Here is a 16401-nt window from a genome sequence, read left to right as displayed (position 1 = left end):
ACAAATATGACAACAGAAAAGGGAAGTATTTCCATACACACAGAAAACATTTTTCCAATCATCAAGAAATTCCTGTATTCGGATAATGAAATCTTTTTAAGGGAATTAGTTTCTAACGCAGTTGATGCGGTTCAAAAAATAAAACGTTTAGCAGCACTTGGTCAGTATAATGGCGAAGTGGGCGAACCACTAGTAGAAGTAAGCTTAGATGCAGCAGCAAAAACCATTACCATTAGCGATAACGGTTTGGGTATGACTGCAGAGGAAATCAAAAAATACATAAATCAAGTTGCTTTTTCTGGCGCTAGTGAGTTTGTAGAAAAATTTAAGGATGCAAAAGACGCAAACGAAATTATTGGTAAATTCGGTTTAGGATTTTACTCTGCATTTATGGTTTCTGACTTGGTAGAAATCCAAACATTATCTTATCAGGAAGGTGCTACACCTGCAAAATGGACTTGCGATGGTAGTACGGAATTTGAAATTTCTGATGGTGATAGAACAACTCGCGGTACCAGCATTATTTTACATATTAATGCAGAATCTGAGGAATTTTTAAGCGAACATAGATTACAAGAAATCTTAGATAAATACGCTAAATTCTTACCTGTTCCAATTAAATTCGGAACTAAAACAGAGCAAGAAGAAGATGGTGTTGATGCAGAAGATAAGCCAAAATATAAATCAGTAGAAGTTGATAATATCATCAATACTACTAATCCAATTTGGACGAAAGTGCCTGCAGATTTGTCAGATGCAGATTATTTAGATTTCTACAAACAACTATATCCGTTTTCTGAAGATCCATTATTTTGGATTCACCTAAACGTAGATTATCCTTTCAATTTAACAGGAGTTTTATACTTCCCTAAAGTGAAAGATGATTTTGATATGCAACGCAACAAAATCAAATTATTTAGTCGCCAGGTATTTATTACTGATGAAGTTAAAGACATTGTTCCAGAATTTTTGATGTTATTACACGGTGTAATTGATTCACCAGATATTCCATTAAACGTTTCGAGAAGTTTCTTGCAAGCTGATAGCAACGTAAAAAAAATCAACAGTTACATCACTAAAAAAGTAGCAGATAAATTAGCTGAATTATTTAACAAAGATCGTAAAGCGTACGAAGAAAAATGGAGTAATATCGGTTTATTCGTTAAATACGGAATGATTAGCGAAGAGAAATTCTACGATAAAGGAAAAGATTTCGCATTGCTAACCAATACCAAAGGAGAAAACTTCACTTTCGAAGAATACAAAGAAAAAGTAGCTCCAGTTCAAACGGATAAAAATGGAACAGTAGTTTATTTATACACCACAGATCCTGAAAAACAAGATGGATTTATCCAATCTGCAGAGAAAAAAGGATACGATGTTTTGGTGATGAACTCTCCAATTGATAATCATTTTGTGAGCAGTTTAGAACAAAAATTAGAGAAAACACAATTGAAACGTGTGGATGCTAGTGTTGCTAACCAATTGATTGAAAAAGACGAAGTTTTAGAATCTGTTTTAAGCGAAGAGCAATCTACAAACGTTAAAGCGATTTTCGAAAAAGCAATTGCAAAACCTAATTTCAGCGTAGAAGTTGTGGGTTTAAATCCAGATGATTCTCCAGTTACCGTAACTATGGATGAATTTATGCGTCGCATGAAAGACATGGCTAAAATGGGTGGTGGAATGAGTTTTTATGGAAATATGCCAGATAGCTATAAAGTTGCCATTAACGGGAACCACAAATTAGTAAGCAAAATTTTAGCATCAACTGACGAAGCAGAGCAAAGTAAATTTGCTAAACAAGCAGTTGATTTAGCTTTACTTTCTCAAGGTATGTTAACAGGAGCAGAATTAACAGCTTTTGTAAGCAGAAGTGTAGAGTTAATATAACACAAAAGGTGTTTTTCTTTCTCCTTGTCGTCACCCTGAATTTATTTCAGGGTCTATCTAACAGATGCTGAAACGAGTTCAGCAAGACGACAAGAATAGAAAAACACCTTTTTTATTTCCTATAAAATGAAAAGAAGACTTTCACTTGTACCGGTAGCCATTTTTACTATTTTCTTTCTGCTGTTGAATGCTTATGCATTAGGAGGATTGCAGGTTTTAGCGCCACAAACATATGTTCCAGTAATTTTTTGGTCAGTGGTAGCACTTATTGTGGTTTTAATGATTACAGCAGTAATTCGATTGCAAAGCCGCGAACCAGATAAGTTTTTTATGCTTGCAGTACATGCATTTATCATGTTTTTTGCTAGCGAATTGCTATTTGTTGCGGTGCTTTTGATAAATGACAGTTATCGTTTAATCGCTGCTGTTTTTCATCATTTTATATTTCCGCCAAGGTCTATAATTGCCATAGAAATTGGTTTAGCCTTATTTTTGTTCTTGTTTTTTGCTTTCCTATACGGGATGCTTTGGGGTAAATACGCGTATCGTGTTATTAAGCATACCTTATATTTCGATGATTTGCCAAAAGCCTTTGATGGATTTACCATCACTCAAATATCTGATGTACACGCTGGTAGTTTTACCAACCCGAACGAAGTACAAAAAGGCATCGATTTAATTAACAAGCAACACAGCGATTTATTTGTTTTTACAGGCGATTTAGTAAACAACAAAGCAGAAGAAATTAAACCTTACATTGGTCACTTCTCTCAAATCAAAGCCAAGTATGGTCAGTTTTCTATTTTAGGAAATCACGATTATGGCGATTATGTGAAATGGGAAAATGACTTAATCAAACGTGGCAATTTACAACAGCTCAAAAAATACCATCAAGAATTAGGTTTTCGTTTATTGCTAGATGAGCACATAGAATTGGAAAAAGACGGTGAGAAAATCATTTTAGCAGGGATAGAAAACTGGGGTCTAGGTTTTGGGGAGCGTGGCGATTTACAAAAAGCATTACAAAATACCACAATAGAAGAATTTAAAGTTTTGCTCTCTCATGATCCATCACATTGGGAGGCACAAGTAAAAAACAATCCTTCAAAAATTCACCTAACCTTATCTGGTCATACACACGGAATGCAATTCGGCATTGAACTATTTGGCATCAAATGGAGTCCTGTGAGTTTACGCTATAAACATTGGGCAGGTATTAAAGAAGAAAACGGAAGAGTTTTAAACGTAAATAGAGGCTTTGGCTTTATTGGTTTTTCTGGCAGAGTTGGTATTTGGCCAGAAATTACGGTTATCGAACTGAAGAGAAAATAATCTTTCCTAATTTGTTATGGAAAACGGTTTATTATCTAATCTAACTTAAAGATTTAGTTAAATTTTGTAAAAAATACAGCTAGTAGAAAACTAAAAATTAAGTTTGTATAGATAATCATCACGATCTCTTGAAAAAACGTCACTCACTCTTTCTATTTTGTTTATTGATGTTGTGCGCATCAACTGTATTTGCACAAACCAATAAGCGAGTGAATGGATTGGTTACCGACACCAGTAAAAATGCAATAAGCAATGCCAATGTTTTATTAATTACAGATAAAGATACCCTGCGTACCACTACCGACGATGATGGGTATTTCAATTTTTCTAAAGTTAAAACCACATCATTTTCAGTAACGGTTAAAATGATAGGCTACCAAGAATTTAGTGGTAGCTATACTTTTGGTAAAGAAAAGGAATTAGAAATTAAAGGGATTGAGCTAAAGTTTGCTGGAAACATGCTCAAAGAGGTCCTCATTAAAGGAAAGCCCAATCCTATACGAGTAATGCAAGATACCGTTGAATACGACGCTGCGGCATTTCAAGTTTTTGAGGGCGATAACGTAGCTGATTTATTAAAGCAGTTTCCTGGATTAGAGATTGACGAGGAATACAACGCCAAAACAATGGGTAAAGAAATGGTTAAGCTCCGTGTAAACGGCAAAGATTTCTTTACCAATAACGTAAAAGATTTTATCGCTAAACTACCAGCAGCAATTGTATCTAAAATTCAAATTATTGATGATTTTGGAGATGAAGCAAATTTTACTGGAATAAAAGTAGGTGAGCCAGCTAAAATGCTAAACATTGTAACCAAACCCGGCATGAATAAAGGGCAATTTGGTAATGGAGGTATAACTGCTGGAACCAACGACCAACTTGGTGGTAGTGGAAACATGAGTTTATGGCGTGATACGAAACAAAGTAGTGGAGGATTAAACTATACCACGTCAAACAACGGCGCTGGAGAAAATGAAAACATAAGATTATCTGCTACCCATCGTGATAAACTAGGGAAATTCGGAAACTTTGGTGTTGGGTATAACATTGGGCGAAACACTTCTGCTTTTAACACAGAACAGTCGGTAGAAACGCTAAATCCATTAGGTACATTTTATACAGATACGAAAAGTAATGGAGAAAACAGAAATAGCAACCAAAATTTAAATTCGGACTTTAGTTTTAACAATAAAAAAATCTTCCTAAACAGTTCCATCGGTGTATCGTACAATCAGGGCAACAATTTAAACGAATCAGTTAACAATCAACTAGGAATTATCAAGCAAGACCGGAGAAACAATAGTCAATCAAACAATAAATCTCCTAGAATAAATGCGAATGTAGGTTTTGCGAAAATCTTGAAAAATAAACGAAATAGTTTATCCGCAAACTTTATGGTTTCCACAAGCTCAACGAATTCAAATCAAAACATCAGTACAAATACACTGTATTACAATAAAGATACTCAGGTTTTAGAAAAAGATTCGCTATTAAACAGAAACCTAATCACTGAAAGTAATGGTCAGAATGTTAATCTTGGAATCAATTATAGCCTTGGATTAAAAAAACTGAAAGATACATTAGCCAAACAAGCCCTAAGTTTTAATTACGCCGCTTCTGTAACGCGTAGTCGTAACGATGTTGCCACCCTAGTTTTTGATAATAAAACAAGTCAACCAAGATATATTGATTCATTAAGTACACAATACACCTCAATGGTCATTAGTCAATCTTTAGGTATAAATTACAATTACACCAATAAAAAAATGCGTTACAATGTTGGGATGAACGCCCGACCAACGCTAATGAGCAGTAATTACCTAAATCTGCATCAAAAAATAAACAGCAATGCATTTAATTATTCTCCAAATCTAAATTTAAGTAGAACAATTGCAAAGGGAAAAACAATTTCGGTTAGTTATACAGGGAACAATAATGCACCTTCTCTTTTCCAGTTACAACCCGTAAAAAATGCGCAAAACTTACAAAATGTAATTGTAGGAAATCCAAATTTAAAACCATCTTTTAATCATAACATTTCTTCAAATTTTAACTATGTACATTTAAAATCGGGCGTATCCGTACAAACTGGATTAAGTTTTTCTACCACTCGCAATGAAATTGTAAATAATGTTATTTTACTTCCCGATACATTAAACAGTTTAAAACAAGAAACGCGATTTGAAAATACAAACGGCACCTATAATTTGGGAAATAACTACACCCTAAATATTCCACTCAAAAAAAATAAATTTTCAGTTTCATACAGCGGTAACATTAACCTTTCAAACAGAGCGACATTTATTAATAGCATTAAACGGTTTAATAAAGGAGTAAACTTATCGCAGAATTTGCGAGGCACCATTAATTTGAAACAAGCTAATATCACTGCAGGTACAAGTTATAGTTTTAACTCCAACAATAACATCAACCTAAATTCAATTAACGATATCGCTCTTTTTAATTTAGGACAAATTAGTGGGGCTACATTTTTTAGAACACACAATTTTAGAACAGATTTAAGCGGCTCATTACGATTGAAAAAACTTAACGTAAATACAAACGTAAACTATAGCATTACCAACAGCAACGCAACTTTTAATCAAAGTAATAGAGATGTTAAAAATTTAAATCTATCGCTTTCTGCAAGAGCTACGTTAAAAAAATCATACTTTGTTGGCTTCAGCGCAGCTAAACAAATTAATTCAGGCTACTCTTTAGCAAACACAAATCCTTTTATATTGAATGCCAATTTTAGCAAAGCATTTTTTAAAGATCAATCGTTAAGTATTAACATCAATGCTAACGATTTATTAAATCAGGGGAACAATTTAACTCGTTTTGTTTCTGGAAATTCTATTGTAGATAGCCGAAGTAACCAAGTTACTCGAGTTTTCACCTTTGGTGTAAATTACAACATCTCTAAATTTGGTGGAAAGGTGTTTCGTGTAGATGCAGATTAAAAAGAAGTCGATCCATAAGTGTAAATAATTCAATCTTGCTGTAGCGTTTAGTATAGCTTTCTCGTATAGATTAAAGTTAATGGCCAATTAACCTAATTTATTTGTACACCTTAAAATTTAATTATGAAAATATCAATGACTTACAAAGCTATCTTAGCTGCGGTTACATTATCCTTAGGATTACTTTCTTGTTCAAAAAATACAGATTACGAACCAGTAGACATTTCGGGATTAAGTATTATCCATGCATCGCCAACTACAGAAAAATTAAATGTATATGTAGATAATAGCTTGGCAACCTTTAACGAATTTTCTTTTGGCAGTAAAGTCGATTATTTAAATGCATATTCTGGCAATAGAAAATTTGATGTTGCTAAAGCAGGCACTAACACCAGTTTAAAAACAGAACAACTTACACTTGAGCCACAGATTGGTTATTCGTTATTTGTAGTTGATAAGTTAGAGAACATTAAATTCCTGTTGATAAAAGATGATCTTACCAAACCAGCAACAGGAAAGGCAAAAATTAGATTTGTAAACTTAAGTCCAGACGGCGGAGCATTAAGTTTAGCTATTAATGGGCAAACAACAGATCTTTTCACCAACAAAGCATTTAAAGAATATTCAACTTTCGAAAACATCGATGCGGCAGATAAAGTAACATTTAATGTTAAAAATGCAACAACAAGTGCACTAGAAACATCACTTGCAGACATTAAAATAGAAAGCGGGAAGATTTATACCATTTATGCAAAAGGCTTAAAAGCAACTATAGATCAAACCAAATTCGGAGCCGCTATTTTCACACACAAATAGCTTTTCCGTAGAGCCATCCTTTTATGCGATGGCTCTTTTTTGTTAAAGCATAAATGCGTCAATTTTATAAAATCAAAAACCATTTCTATAATAAAGCCGTAGCTTTGCGTTAGTAATGCAGCAGTTTTTTCATAAATATGGCAACTAATAAGACGAATTTTAAGCAAAAATTAACAAGAAAACAAATTTTCAATGGCCTATTTATCGCCTTAATTTTACTTCTTTTATTTGTTCCTGCAGCCAAAGCATTCATGCTACAAGGCCTAATGGAAATAGGGTTGTTTAAACCTAATTTAACCTACAAAACGGAAACTGCTAATACCCATTTATCTTCCATTAAATTTAAAAATGCCAAAGGCGAAATCATTAGCCTGGCCGATTTAAAAGGCAAAATAATTTTTCTCAATTTTTGGGCAACCTGGTGTCCACCATGCTTAGCAGAAATGCCATCCGTTAATAAACTATACGAGCAATTTAAAAACGATCCTGAAGTTGTCTTTTTATTAGTAGATGCAGATAGCGATTTTACCAAAGCCCAAGCCTACATGGATAGAAAAAAGTATAAACTACCTGTATATAACTTCGCAAGTAATTTACCAGAAACCATCTTTAAAGGCTCACTACCCACCACCATTGTATTCGATAAAAAAGGTAGAGTTTCCTTTAATGGAGAAGGGGCAGCAAATTACTCGAACCCAAAATTTATTACATTTATTAATCAACTAAAAGAGTTAAAAAATTAAGCAATGCAACAACCATTTGATTTAGAAATTGGCAATATCAATTACGCTATTTTCCCAGAAGGGAATGATATATATGTCGTATTTAAAGAAGGAAAAGAATACGCACAAATTCAAAAGGACGATGCAGAACAATGGATAAAATTTGATAAAGAAACCGCATTGCCTTTATTTGAATACGATGAAGAAGTGAATCAAATAGGAAAACTAATCACTGCGTATTTGTTAAATCCAGAACAAGAAGAAGAGGACGATGAGCTAGAAGATTCAGAATAATGGATGAATCATTCTATGTTAAAGTAAATGGCATCATTTACGAAGTTATTCCAGAAGAAAACAATACCTATACCATTTTTAAATGGGGAGCAGAGTATACACAAATCGTTCGCAATAAAAATCTAAAATGGATGCGAATAGACTACAAAACCGATCAACCCATTGTAGAAGTCAACGATGAGGTTGAAGACATCGGCGAAGCCATTGTTAATTATTTAGCGTAAGTATTTTAAAACATTAGTCAACTTAATTGTTTTAGTTGAGATGAGAAAATTGCTACAAAAGCTATTCAGTGGTTTTGTTGTTAAAATGGCAAATAAATACGCATCTCGACCAAATAGCGTACGCATACACCAAGCATTAACAGCACTTTTTAAAAGCATTAACCAACAACCAGGTAAAAAAGGATTACGTCTAGATTTCAATCAAAACGATCGATTTATTATTTTCTCAGATCAACACAAAGGTGCACGTAATTATGCAGACGATTTTGGTTTTTGCGAACACAATTATTTAGCAGCTTTAACCTATTATAACCAAAACAACTATCATTTAATTAGTTTAGGAGACAGCGAAGAACTTTGGGAAAACACCCTAGAAGCCGTAAAGAAGCATAATAAAAAGAACTTTGAACTCGAAAAATGTTTTTTGCAAAGAAATGCCTTCACCAAAATATTTGGCAATCACGATTTGTATTGGGATAACGATCCCCTTGCAGGTTTTCAGCTCGAAAGCATTTACGGTCAAAAAGTTAAAGTTTACGAGGGTTTAATTCTTCAAACCATTGTCAATAACAAACCATTACAACTATTTTTAACACATGGCCATCAAGGCGATATGCAGAGCGATGGAAATTGGTTTAGTAAATGGTTTGTCTCTAACGTTTGGGCGCCCTTTCAAGCCTATTTACGCATTAATCCAAATACACCGGCGTTCAATAATCAGCTTAAATCAAAACACAATAAACTAATGTACCAATGGGCAGCTACACAAGATGCCGTATTAATAACCGGACATACCCATCAACCTGTTTTTAATTCGTTAACACATTTAGAACGCCTATATATTAAGTTAAACGAAGCCATTAAACAGAACGATGAAGCAGCACAGAAAAAGCTCCACGATCAAATGTTTAAAGAAAAAATAAGCGGAGCCGAAATCCCTGCATTTACAGCATTACGCACTAATTATTTTAATAGCGGGTGTTGTTGTTTTAACGATGGAGATATTACCGGATTAGAAATAGCCGATGGAAAAATTAGACTAATAAAATGGGAGTATAAAACTAAAAATCAACCCATCAGAATAGTGTTAGAAGAAACCGAACTGGCAGGGTTGCTATTTAATAATTTAGAGCAATCTCCTACTTGCGGGGCGGAGGACTGGAAAAGTAAAGTTGCGCATTGAAGAAGTAAAATGGCAGATCGGAAAAGTAAAGTTGCATGCTGAAGAAGTAAGGTTTCGGGTTGGAAAAGTAAAATGGCAGGCTGAAAAAGTAAAATTGCGAGTTGAAAAAGTAAAGTTGCAGGTCGGAAAAGTAAAGTTGCGGGTTGGAAAAGTAAAACAGCAGGTTGGAAAAGTAAAATAGTAGGAAAAAGAAGTAAACTTGCGGGTTGGGTTAAAACAACAATTGCTTTGTTTGGCGCAACTGTTGTTTATGATTTTATTTTACGCTTTTAAAGACTAGTTTAGAAACTTGTTTAAATTGTGGGCTACTTATACCGAATACTGATTTAATATAGTTTTTTGCATCTAGTGCGGTTACTACCATGCCTGTTTCTGGATGGTACATCACGATGTTGCGTTCTAACCGTGCATTGCTAAGAGATGTGGCGCTACTAACTACAGTACTATTTTGAAGTTTTAGGTGAATGTATAGGCCTTCGAGGGTTGCAACTTTTAATTCGGTTTCGTTGGGTGAATATTGTGGTATTGATGCTAGTAGTTTCACGAATTTATCGAAAGTGTCTAATAAACTATCAAAGCTTTGTTGTGAAGCTGATATTTGATTTACTACTTTTCCTTCGGCTACTAAGGTTTGTTTTTCTTCATCGGTGAGTTTGACGGATGCTCTTCTGCCTTGTAACTTTCTATTTATACTTGATAGATTATCTATTACTTGTATTGGGGCGTCTGTTGCTTTTAATGAGCTTAATAGCCGACTACCTAATTTTTGTATCGGCGCAAATGCTATTTCTCTGCCAGCAATTGCATTGCCATGATTTGCGAGTAATGCATTAAGATTGTTGATCGCATCCTTTGCTTTTTTAGCTTGCGCCTGCATATTACCCAAATGTATTGCTGTTTTAGATGGGTTGTAAGCTGCCCCATATCCTTTTATAAAGGAAATTAGAGATTCAAAATTCGCTACATTTTTAGCGTGACCTGTTTCATAAGTTGTAGACATACATTTTTATTTTTAAGGTTAATAGTATTTTATAAAAATCAAGATATGTATATCTATAAGTTAATGATATAGTCTTTTAGGGGGAGATTTAAGCGCAATAGACAGTTGGAATATATATTAATACTTTTTAAACAAATGATACATGATAAATATTTGAATATGCTGGAAATTTTTTTGATATTGTTTACAATTGATCGGATTAACAAGTTCTCAATTTCAAAAAAAAATGAAAAAATATAAAAAGGGCATATTCTTAGCCTTGCTACTACCTCTTATTTCCATTGTCCTTTCGTGTCGCAAACAGGAATTCGTAGAAAGCCCGACAAACGAGCTTCCGAAAAAGCAAGTCATTTCAGAATGGCTTCAGCAACATGATAAAAACTCAAGCGTCAAGGAAACGGTGACACTTGATATGATAAGCGAAAGCCTTGATTACGGCTCCATGAAGGCCATGCCGAGAAAAAATGGCGACGTTATCATCACAATTCCAGTGGATGACGGAGTAAGGAAAAACCTTAATTTAAATGAACGCTCTGCCCTGAAGCTAATGATAGTGCAAAGTAGAACAGGAAAGCTAAGATGGTCAACAGTCGTTTCCTATCTTCCCTTAGATGACAAGAAGAAGTCGTCACTATCAGAGATGACGTTACAAAATATACTGAATAACGAGCCCGTAACCGATGATGGGGAGTATAAATTTTTCAACGTAAAGGGTAGGCTGCTGTATCAGATAGGGTACAAGGACGGTAAGGTGCGTTCGGTGGGTACAGTGATGAAGGGAAGCCAACTATCCACCAAAACAAAACGCAACAGCGAGTTGAGCAATGCCCCTCGTGATGTTGACCCTATTTGTATAGATTGGTATTTAGTAACAACTGTTTACGACGAAGAGGGAATTGTTATAGACTATTATGAGGTATACCTCTTTACTACATGCGATACTGGTGGCGGTGGTGGCGGTGGTGGTGGTGGTGGCGGCGAGGAGCCGATAGATCAAGAAATCGTAACAGCGCATACCGCCCATTTAGTAGAAACAGAATATACAGAAGACGATAATGTATCGGAGATTGGAGAAGATTTCTCTGGATTGGCAACTGTCCCGCCACCCACATATGATTGCAGTTATTACGTACATCGTGCTGCCTTAACTCGCATGATAGTTGGCATCACCATGTTTAATGTAACTGCTCATCCCAGCAGTATAACATATTATAATTATGCAAAAGGTAATATATTAAGAGTTGTTACTCCAATTACAATAAACACAAGTTATACTAGAGACCCGACACTACAGGGAGCAGTTTGTGTCTGGACTTTTGAAGCGAATTTTAGATGGACATACCTAAGTCAGGGCACTTCGACAACTAAGCAGTACCATAAAACTAAAACCCAAATTGTGACGCCCTTTATGTAATGAGAGAAAAATTTTCACGACTTTAATCTTAGCACACGAAAATGACGAAAAGACATATAGTCAGAGCTACTGTAAACGATCCAATAAGAAATAATATCGAAATCAAAGCTAAAAGACAACACATAGACCTTTTAAAAGTCATCAATTCGGGAGTAATTAACCTGTTTTGGGAGATTGGCATGTTGATAAATCATCAATCGGAAGAAAATCACACCGATGACAAAAATCTTTTAAATGTGATTTCTGACCAACTTTCTCCTGTTTTTGGTAATTACTTGCAAGCAGAAAACCTTTCAATGATGAAAGTGTTTGCCAAAAAATGTGGTTTTGCTACAATGAGCCATATATCGGCCGCCATAAACTGGGAGTATATGCCATTCCTTTTAAATTTAGAAAATAATAATGCATGGATATTTTACATGGAGCTCATCCACACTGAATCCTTGGCCCCTAAGCAACTCGCTAAAAGAATTTCAGAGAGTGCCTTTGAAGCGAGTGGAGAAAAGTTGAATGACGACAAAATGGCCTTTATGCTTTCGAATGCTAAACCCTTTTATCGAAGCACGTTCGAGTTATATTTCGGCAGAAATAAAGGAGATGCTTTTCAAGAATTGTTCGAGCCAAAAGAAAATTATAAAGCAATTCTGGATATGATGTTGGAAAAGAATATTGGTAACTATGATATAATAACCAGCATTTACAGAAAGGTACTTGATTTCCAGTCCTATTATAATCATATCCTTAATATGGAGTTTAATTCCTTTTCTTGGGAAATTGGGATTGAAATCTTGAGGCTTTCCGACTTGTTGCAGCTAAATAAGAATAAAGTGATTGATGATTGCTTATTGGAACTGAACAAAAGCTTTCCATCTGTTTTTGACAAAACGCAATTATCGGATTGCTTAAGATTTGCAACACAATACAGAAAGGAAGATCGTCCAATGGTGCTCTTGCAGACAGTATCATGGTCATATCTGAGGCTTCTTCTAGTAATTGATGACCCAAAAAAGCAACATTCTCTCGCTTGTAAAGTTTTTGAAGAAGGGATAACCTTGCAAGCACTGGAGCAAGTTGTTTTAAATGAATTTTCAAAAACCGAGATTTTATCCCACAAAATAAAAAACAACAAATCAATTACTCAAATAAAGACTACAGAAAGGAACAATACTCTAATCATTACAGAAGAAATAGTCGAACCAATTATAAGCTCAAAAAATGACTTAAATAGAAATATTTATAAAAATCCAGAGTTATTAAAGTTTCTTATGAGAATTTGATATAGCTAACGTTGCCATCCCCTTATCTGTGTTAAACCTACCCAGCCCAACTTTCCCTATCTAAACTTCTATAATGTATTGCTTCTGCTAAATGTTCAGGCTCAATCACTTCACTTCCCGCTAAATCTGCAATGGTTCTAGAAACTTTTAAAATACGATCATATGCTCGAGCAGATAAACCCAATTTTTCCATGGCTTGCTTAATGAGAAATTGTCCAGTTTCATCAATTATACAAATTTGCCTAACCATGTTTGGGCTCATTTGCGCATTAAAGTGAAGTACATCATTTTCTGCAAATCGCTTGTCTTGTACTTCTCTGGCTTTCATTACTCGGTTTCTAATTTCACTGCTTTTTTCCGCATCGCGGGATGAAGACAATTCGGTAAAATTAACAGGCGTAACTTCTACATGTAAATCAATCCGGTCTAATAAGGGCCCAGATATTTTACTCAAATACTTTTGTACAATGCCTGGCCCACATAAACATTCCTTTTCTGGATGATTAAAAAATCCACAAGGACAAGGGTTCATAGAAGCCACCAACATAAAACTGGATGGATATTCTACAGAGAACTTAGCCCTAGATATACTTACTTTTCTATCTTCTAAAGGTTGGCGCATAACCTCGAGTACTGAACGTTTAAACTCTGGCAATTCATCTAAAAACAAAACACCATTATGTGCTAAAGAAATTTCACCCGGTTGCGGATTAATTCCACCGCCAACCAAAGCTACATCGGAAATAGTATGGTGCGGTGAGCGATATGGTCTTTCAGTCATTAACGCATTAGCAATAGGAAGTTTCCCTGCTACAGAATAAATCTTTGTGCTTTCTAAAGCTTCTTGTAAATTAAGAGGAGGTAAAATAGTGGGCAAGCGTTTAGCTAACATTGTTTTTCCTGCCCCAGGTGGACCAATTAAAATTACGTTATGGCCACCTGCAGCTGCTATTTCTAATGCTCTTTTAATGTTTTCTTGCCCTTTAACATCAGAAAAATCCTGCTCATAACTATTTATTTGACGAAAAAATTCTTCTCTTGTATCAACAACAATAGGTTCAGGTTTTTCTTTGCCATTAAAAAAATCAATTACTTCAGCTAAAGTTTCCATGCCGTAAACCAGTACATCATTTACAATACCAGCTTCCCTAGAGTTTACTTTGGGCAGGATGAATCCTTTATAACCATCACCACGAGCTTGTATGGCAATGGGTAAAGCACCCTTAATACTTTGTAAACCTCCATCTAAAGAAAGTTCGCCCATAATAAAATAGCTGTCTAATTCATCTGTTTTAATTTGCCCCGAAGCGGCTAAAATTGCAATCGCAATGGGCAGGTCATAAGCTGAACCTTCTTTTCTAATATCAGCAGGTGCGAGATTTACAACGATTCGCTGTCGGGGCATATGATATCCCGAAGTTCGGATAGCGCTTTCTACCCGAAACATACTTTCTTTTACAGCATTATCAGGTAAGCCGACCACAAAATATTTGGTGCCACTTACAATACTTACTTCGATGGTGATGGTTAAAGCGTCTACTCCATAAACGGCACTTCCATAGGTTTTTACAAGCATAGTTTTAAATGTATGCAAAGCAAAATGGATTTGTAGATTCCTTTTTAAAAATGAAACTATGAGGTAAATTCTTTAACTATAAAGGATAAATTTTTCCTTTTGGGAAACATTAGCGCAAAAAAAATCCCGAAACGCTAAGTAACGGGATCTTCAATTTTATGGTTAAGCTTACATTCTACCTTGTGGCATCTTCGGCATATTTTTCATCATTTTAGCAGCGGCTGCTGGATTTGAAAACTGCTTCATTACTTTACGCATGTCTTCAAATTGTTTAATTAGTTTAGTTACTTCTTCAATTTTATGACCCGAACCTTTGGCAATACGTACACGACGACTTTGTTGTATACTATCTGGGTTTTCTTTTTCAAAAGGAGTCATCGATTGGATAATTGCTTCTACACTTTTAAAAGCATCATCATCAATGTCTACGTTTTTCATCATTTTACCAACTCCAGGTATCATGCCCATCAAATCTTTCATGTTACCCATTTTCTTAATCTGCTGAATTTGGTTGTAGAAATCATTGAAATCGAATTTATTCTTGCGAATTTTCTTCTGTAATTCAGCCGCTTCTTTCTCATCAAATTGTTGTTGTGCTCTTTCTACTAAGGAAACAACATCGCCCATACCCAAAATCCGAGAAGCCATACGATCTGGATAGAAAACATCCAGTGCTTCCATTTTCTCGCCAGTACCAATAAATTTAATCGGTTTGTTAACTACAGATTTGATAGATAAAGCAGCTCCACCACGTGTATCACCATCTAATTTGGTTAATACAACTCCGGTAAAATCAAGTCTATCGTTAAATACTTTAGCTGTATTTACCGCATCCTGACCAGTCATGGCATCCACTACAAATAAAATTTCATGAGGTTTAGTTTGCGCTTTCACCTCAGAGATCTCATTCATCAAGCTTTCATCGATAGATAAACGACCAGCCGTATCAATAATGATTACATTATTGTTGTTCTTTTTACCTTCAGCAATACCTTCTAAAGCAATCGCAATCGGATCTTTAGAAACTGTATTTGCATAAACAGGAACCTCAATTTGTTCACCTAAAATCTGCAATTGATCTACAGCAGCAGGACGATAAACATCACCTGCAACCATTAATGGTTTTTTGCCCTTGTTTTTTAAGTGCAAAGCTAGTTTACCAGTGAATGTAGTTTTACCCGCACCGTTTAAACCTGCAATTAATATAATGGTAGGATTGTTATTTAAATCAAGTTCTATAACCTCGCCACCCATTAACGCAGCAAGTTCATCGTTCATTACTTTGGTCAATAACTGACCAGGAGAAACTGCTGTAAGTACGTTTAAACCCAAAGCCTTTTCTTTCACATCATCTGTAAAAGCTTTGGCTGTTTTATAATTTACATCGGCGTCTAATAAAGCTTTCCTAATCTCTTTCATGGTTTCGGCCACGTTGATTTCGGTAATACTTCCTTGTCCTTTTAAAACTTTAAATGCCCTGTCTAGCTTATCCTGTAAATTCTCAAACATATTCTTATTGTGTAAAGTGCAAAGATATTAAAAATGGGCGATATCCATAAGAGATAGTTAATGGTGTTGCTGATAATCAATACTTGATGACAAATGATTAAGAAAATAAGAAACTCTCAGATCTTATTTTTTCTTGCCTTAAACCTACTTGTATCAAAAAAGTTACCATTCTACTAATCGATTAGTTTTGTTATTAAT

At 35.0% G+C, this 16401-nt stretch carries 14 protein-coding genes; 10 read left to right on the top strand and 4 right to left on the bottom strand.

The annotated features are described in order from the left end of the window. Positions 1 to 6: 6 nt before the first annotated feature. The 8 genes from htpG to ACHMWN_RS04680 all read left to right on the top strand — a co-directional run bounded on the left by htpG (position 7) and on the right by ACHMWN_RS04680 (position 9427). A complete protein-coding gene (htpG, locus tag ACHMWN_RS04715; protein ID WP_397298151.1) occupies positions 7 to 1893 on the top strand; it encodes a molecular chaperone HtpG in 1887 nt (628 codons plus the stop codon). A 126-nt stretch (positions 1894 to 2019) separates the two neighbouring features. After that, positions 2020 to 3225 (top strand): metallophosphoesterase, encoded by a 1206-nt coding sequence (locus ACHMWN_RS04710; RefSeq protein ID WP_397298149.1) that lies wholly within the window; start codon positions 2020 to 2022, stop codon positions 3223 to 3225. A gap of 128 nt (positions 3226 to 3353) precedes the next feature. Next, a complete protein-coding gene (locus tag ACHMWN_RS04705) occupies positions 3354 to 6188 on the top strand; it encodes a TonB-dependent receptor (protein WP_397298147.1) in 2835 nt (944 codons plus the stop codon). A gap of 123 nt (positions 6189 to 6311) precedes the next feature. Beyond that, positions 6312 to 7004 carry a DUF4397 domain-containing protein gene (locus ACHMWN_RS04700; protein ID WP_397298145.1) on the top strand — a complete coding sequence of 231 codons (693 nt, stop codon included), beginning with the start codon at positions 6312 to 6314 and terminating at the stop codon, positions 7002 to 7004. Between the two features lie 137 nt (positions 7005 to 7141). Next, positions 7142 to 7747 (top strand): TlpA family protein disulfide reductase, encoded by a 606-nt coding sequence (locus ACHMWN_RS04695; protein WP_397298143.1) that lies wholly within the window; start codon positions 7142 to 7144, stop codon positions 7745 to 7747. Between the two features lie 3 nt (positions 7748 to 7750). Next, positions 7751 to 8020: a hypothetical protein gene (locus ACHMWN_RS04690; RefSeq protein WP_397298141.1), complete on the top strand. Its 270-nt coding sequence runs from the start codon at positions 7751 to 7753 to the stop codon at positions 8018 to 8020. Then, complete coding sequence (locus ACHMWN_RS04685; protein ID WP_372819878.1) at positions 8020 to 8244, top strand: hypothetical protein; 225 nt, start codon at positions 8020 to 8022, stop codon at positions 8242 to 8244. The genes ACHMWN_RS04690 and ACHMWN_RS04685 overlap by 1 nt, the downstream gene beginning before the upstream one ends. Before the next feature lie 40 nt (positions 8245 to 8284). Beyond that, a complete protein-coding gene (locus ACHMWN_RS04680) occupies positions 8285 to 9427 on the top strand; it encodes a metallophosphoesterase (protein WP_397298139.1) in 1143 nt (380 codons plus the stop codon). On the opposite strand, the gene ACHMWN_RS04675 is transcribed toward ACHMWN_RS04680, so the two are convergent. Then, positions 9371 to 9679 (bottom strand): hypothetical protein, encoded by a 309-nt coding sequence (locus ACHMWN_RS04675; RefSeq protein ID WP_397303540.1) that lies wholly within the window; start codon positions 9677 to 9679, stop codon positions 9371 to 9373. The genes ACHMWN_RS04680 and ACHMWN_RS04675 overlap by 57 nt on opposite strands. Positions 9680 to 9683: 4 nt before the next feature. Beyond that, on the bottom strand, positions 9684 to 10427 hold the full coding sequence (locus ACHMWN_RS04670; RefSeq protein WP_397298138.1) for a hypothetical protein: 744 nt from the start codon (positions 10425 to 10427) through the stop codon (positions 9684 to 9686). Positions 10428 to 10974: 547 nt separating this feature from the next. Here ACHMWN_RS04670 and ACHMWN_RS04665 point away from each other — a divergent pair. Both ACHMWN_RS04665 and ACHMWN_RS04660 read left to right on the top strand, forming a co-directional pair. After that, entirely contained in the window at positions 10975 to 11841 is an 867-nt protein-coding gene (locus tag ACHMWN_RS04665; protein ID WP_397298136.1) for a hypothetical protein, read from the top strand. A gap of 41 nt (positions 11842 to 11882) precedes the next feature. Continuing rightward, positions 11883 to 13118 carry a DUF1016 N-terminal domain-containing protein gene (locus tag ACHMWN_RS04660; protein WP_397298134.1) on the top strand — a complete coding sequence of 412 codons (1236 nt, stop codon included), beginning with the start codon at positions 11883 to 11885 and terminating at the stop codon, positions 13116 to 13118. Between the two features lie 37 nt (positions 13119 to 13155). Here ACHMWN_RS04660 and ACHMWN_RS04655 read toward each other — a convergent pair whose 3' ends face one another. Continuing rightward, positions 13156 to 14694, bottom strand: coding sequence for a YifB family Mg chelatase-like AAA ATPase (locus ACHMWN_RS04655; protein WP_397298133.1), 1539 nt, complete (start codon positions 14692 to 14694; stop codon positions 13156 to 13158). 168 nt (positions 14695 to 14862) lie between these two features. Beyond that, the gene (gene ffh / locus ACHMWN_RS04650; protein WP_397298131.1) at positions 14863 to 16203 is read right to left on the bottom strand and encodes a signal recognition particle protein; all 1341 of its coding nucleotides are present in this window, start codon (positions 16201 to 16203) and stop codon (positions 14863 to 14865) included. Between the last annotated feature and the right edge of the window lie 198 nt (positions 16204 to 16401).

Source organism: Pedobacter sp. UC225_61 (assembly GCF_044452285.1).
Lineage (GTDB): Bacteria > Bacteroidota > Bacteroidia > Sphingobacteriales > Sphingobacteriaceae > Pedobacter.
Note: the sequence above shows the minus strand (reverse complement) of the source record. Positions and strands in the feature narration are given on the sequence as shown.

Excerpts from the sequence above, each read along its gene's own strand:
- ACHMWN_RS04660 (WP_397298134.1), top strand. The coding sequence starts at position 11,883 with ATGACGAAAAGACATATAGTCAGAGCTACTGTAAACGATCCAATAAGA.
- ACHMWN_RS04685 (WP_372819878.1), top strand. The coding sequence starts at position 8,020 with ATGGATGAATCATTCTATGTTAAAGTAAATGGCATCATTTACGAAGTT.
- htpG (WP_397298151.1), top strand. The coding sequence starts at position 7 with ATGACAACAGAAAAGGGAAGTATTTCCATACACACAGAAAACATTTTT.
- ACHMWN_RS04670 (WP_397298138.1), bottom strand. The coding sequence starts at position 10,427 with ATGTCTACAACTTATGAAACAGGTCACGCTAAAAATGTAGCGAATTTT.
- ACHMWN_RS04700 (WP_397298145.1), top strand. The coding sequence starts at position 6,312 with ATGAAAATATCAATGACTTACAAAGCTATCTTAGCTGCGGTTACATTA.
- ACHMWN_RS04690 (WP_397298141.1), top strand. The coding sequence starts at position 7,751 with ATGCAACAACCATTTGATTTAGAAATTGGCAATATCAATTACGCTATT.
- ACHMWN_RS04665 (WP_397298136.1), top strand. The coding sequence starts at position 10,975 with ATGATAGTGCAAAGTAGAACAGGAAAGCTAAGATGGTCAACAGTCGTT.
- ACHMWN_RS04680 (WP_397298139.1), top strand. The coding sequence starts at position 8,285 with ATGAGAAAATTGCTACAAAAGCTATTCAGTGGTTTTGTTGTTAAAATG.
- ACHMWN_RS04655 (WP_397298133.1), bottom strand. The coding sequence starts at position 14,694 with ATGCTTGTAAAAACCTATGGAAGTGCCGTTTATGGAGTAGACGCTTTA.
- ACHMWN_RS04695 (WP_397298143.1), top strand. The coding sequence starts at position 7,142 with ATGGCAACTAATAAGACGAATTTTAAGCAAAAATTAACAAGAAAACAA.
- ffh (WP_397298131.1), bottom strand. The coding sequence starts at position 16,203 with ATGTTTGAGAATTTACAGGATAAGCTAGACAGGGCATTTAAAGTTTTA.
- ACHMWN_RS04710 (WP_397298149.1), top strand. The coding sequence starts at position 2,020 with ATGAAAAGAAGACTTTCACTTGTACCGGTAGCCATTTTTACTATTTTC.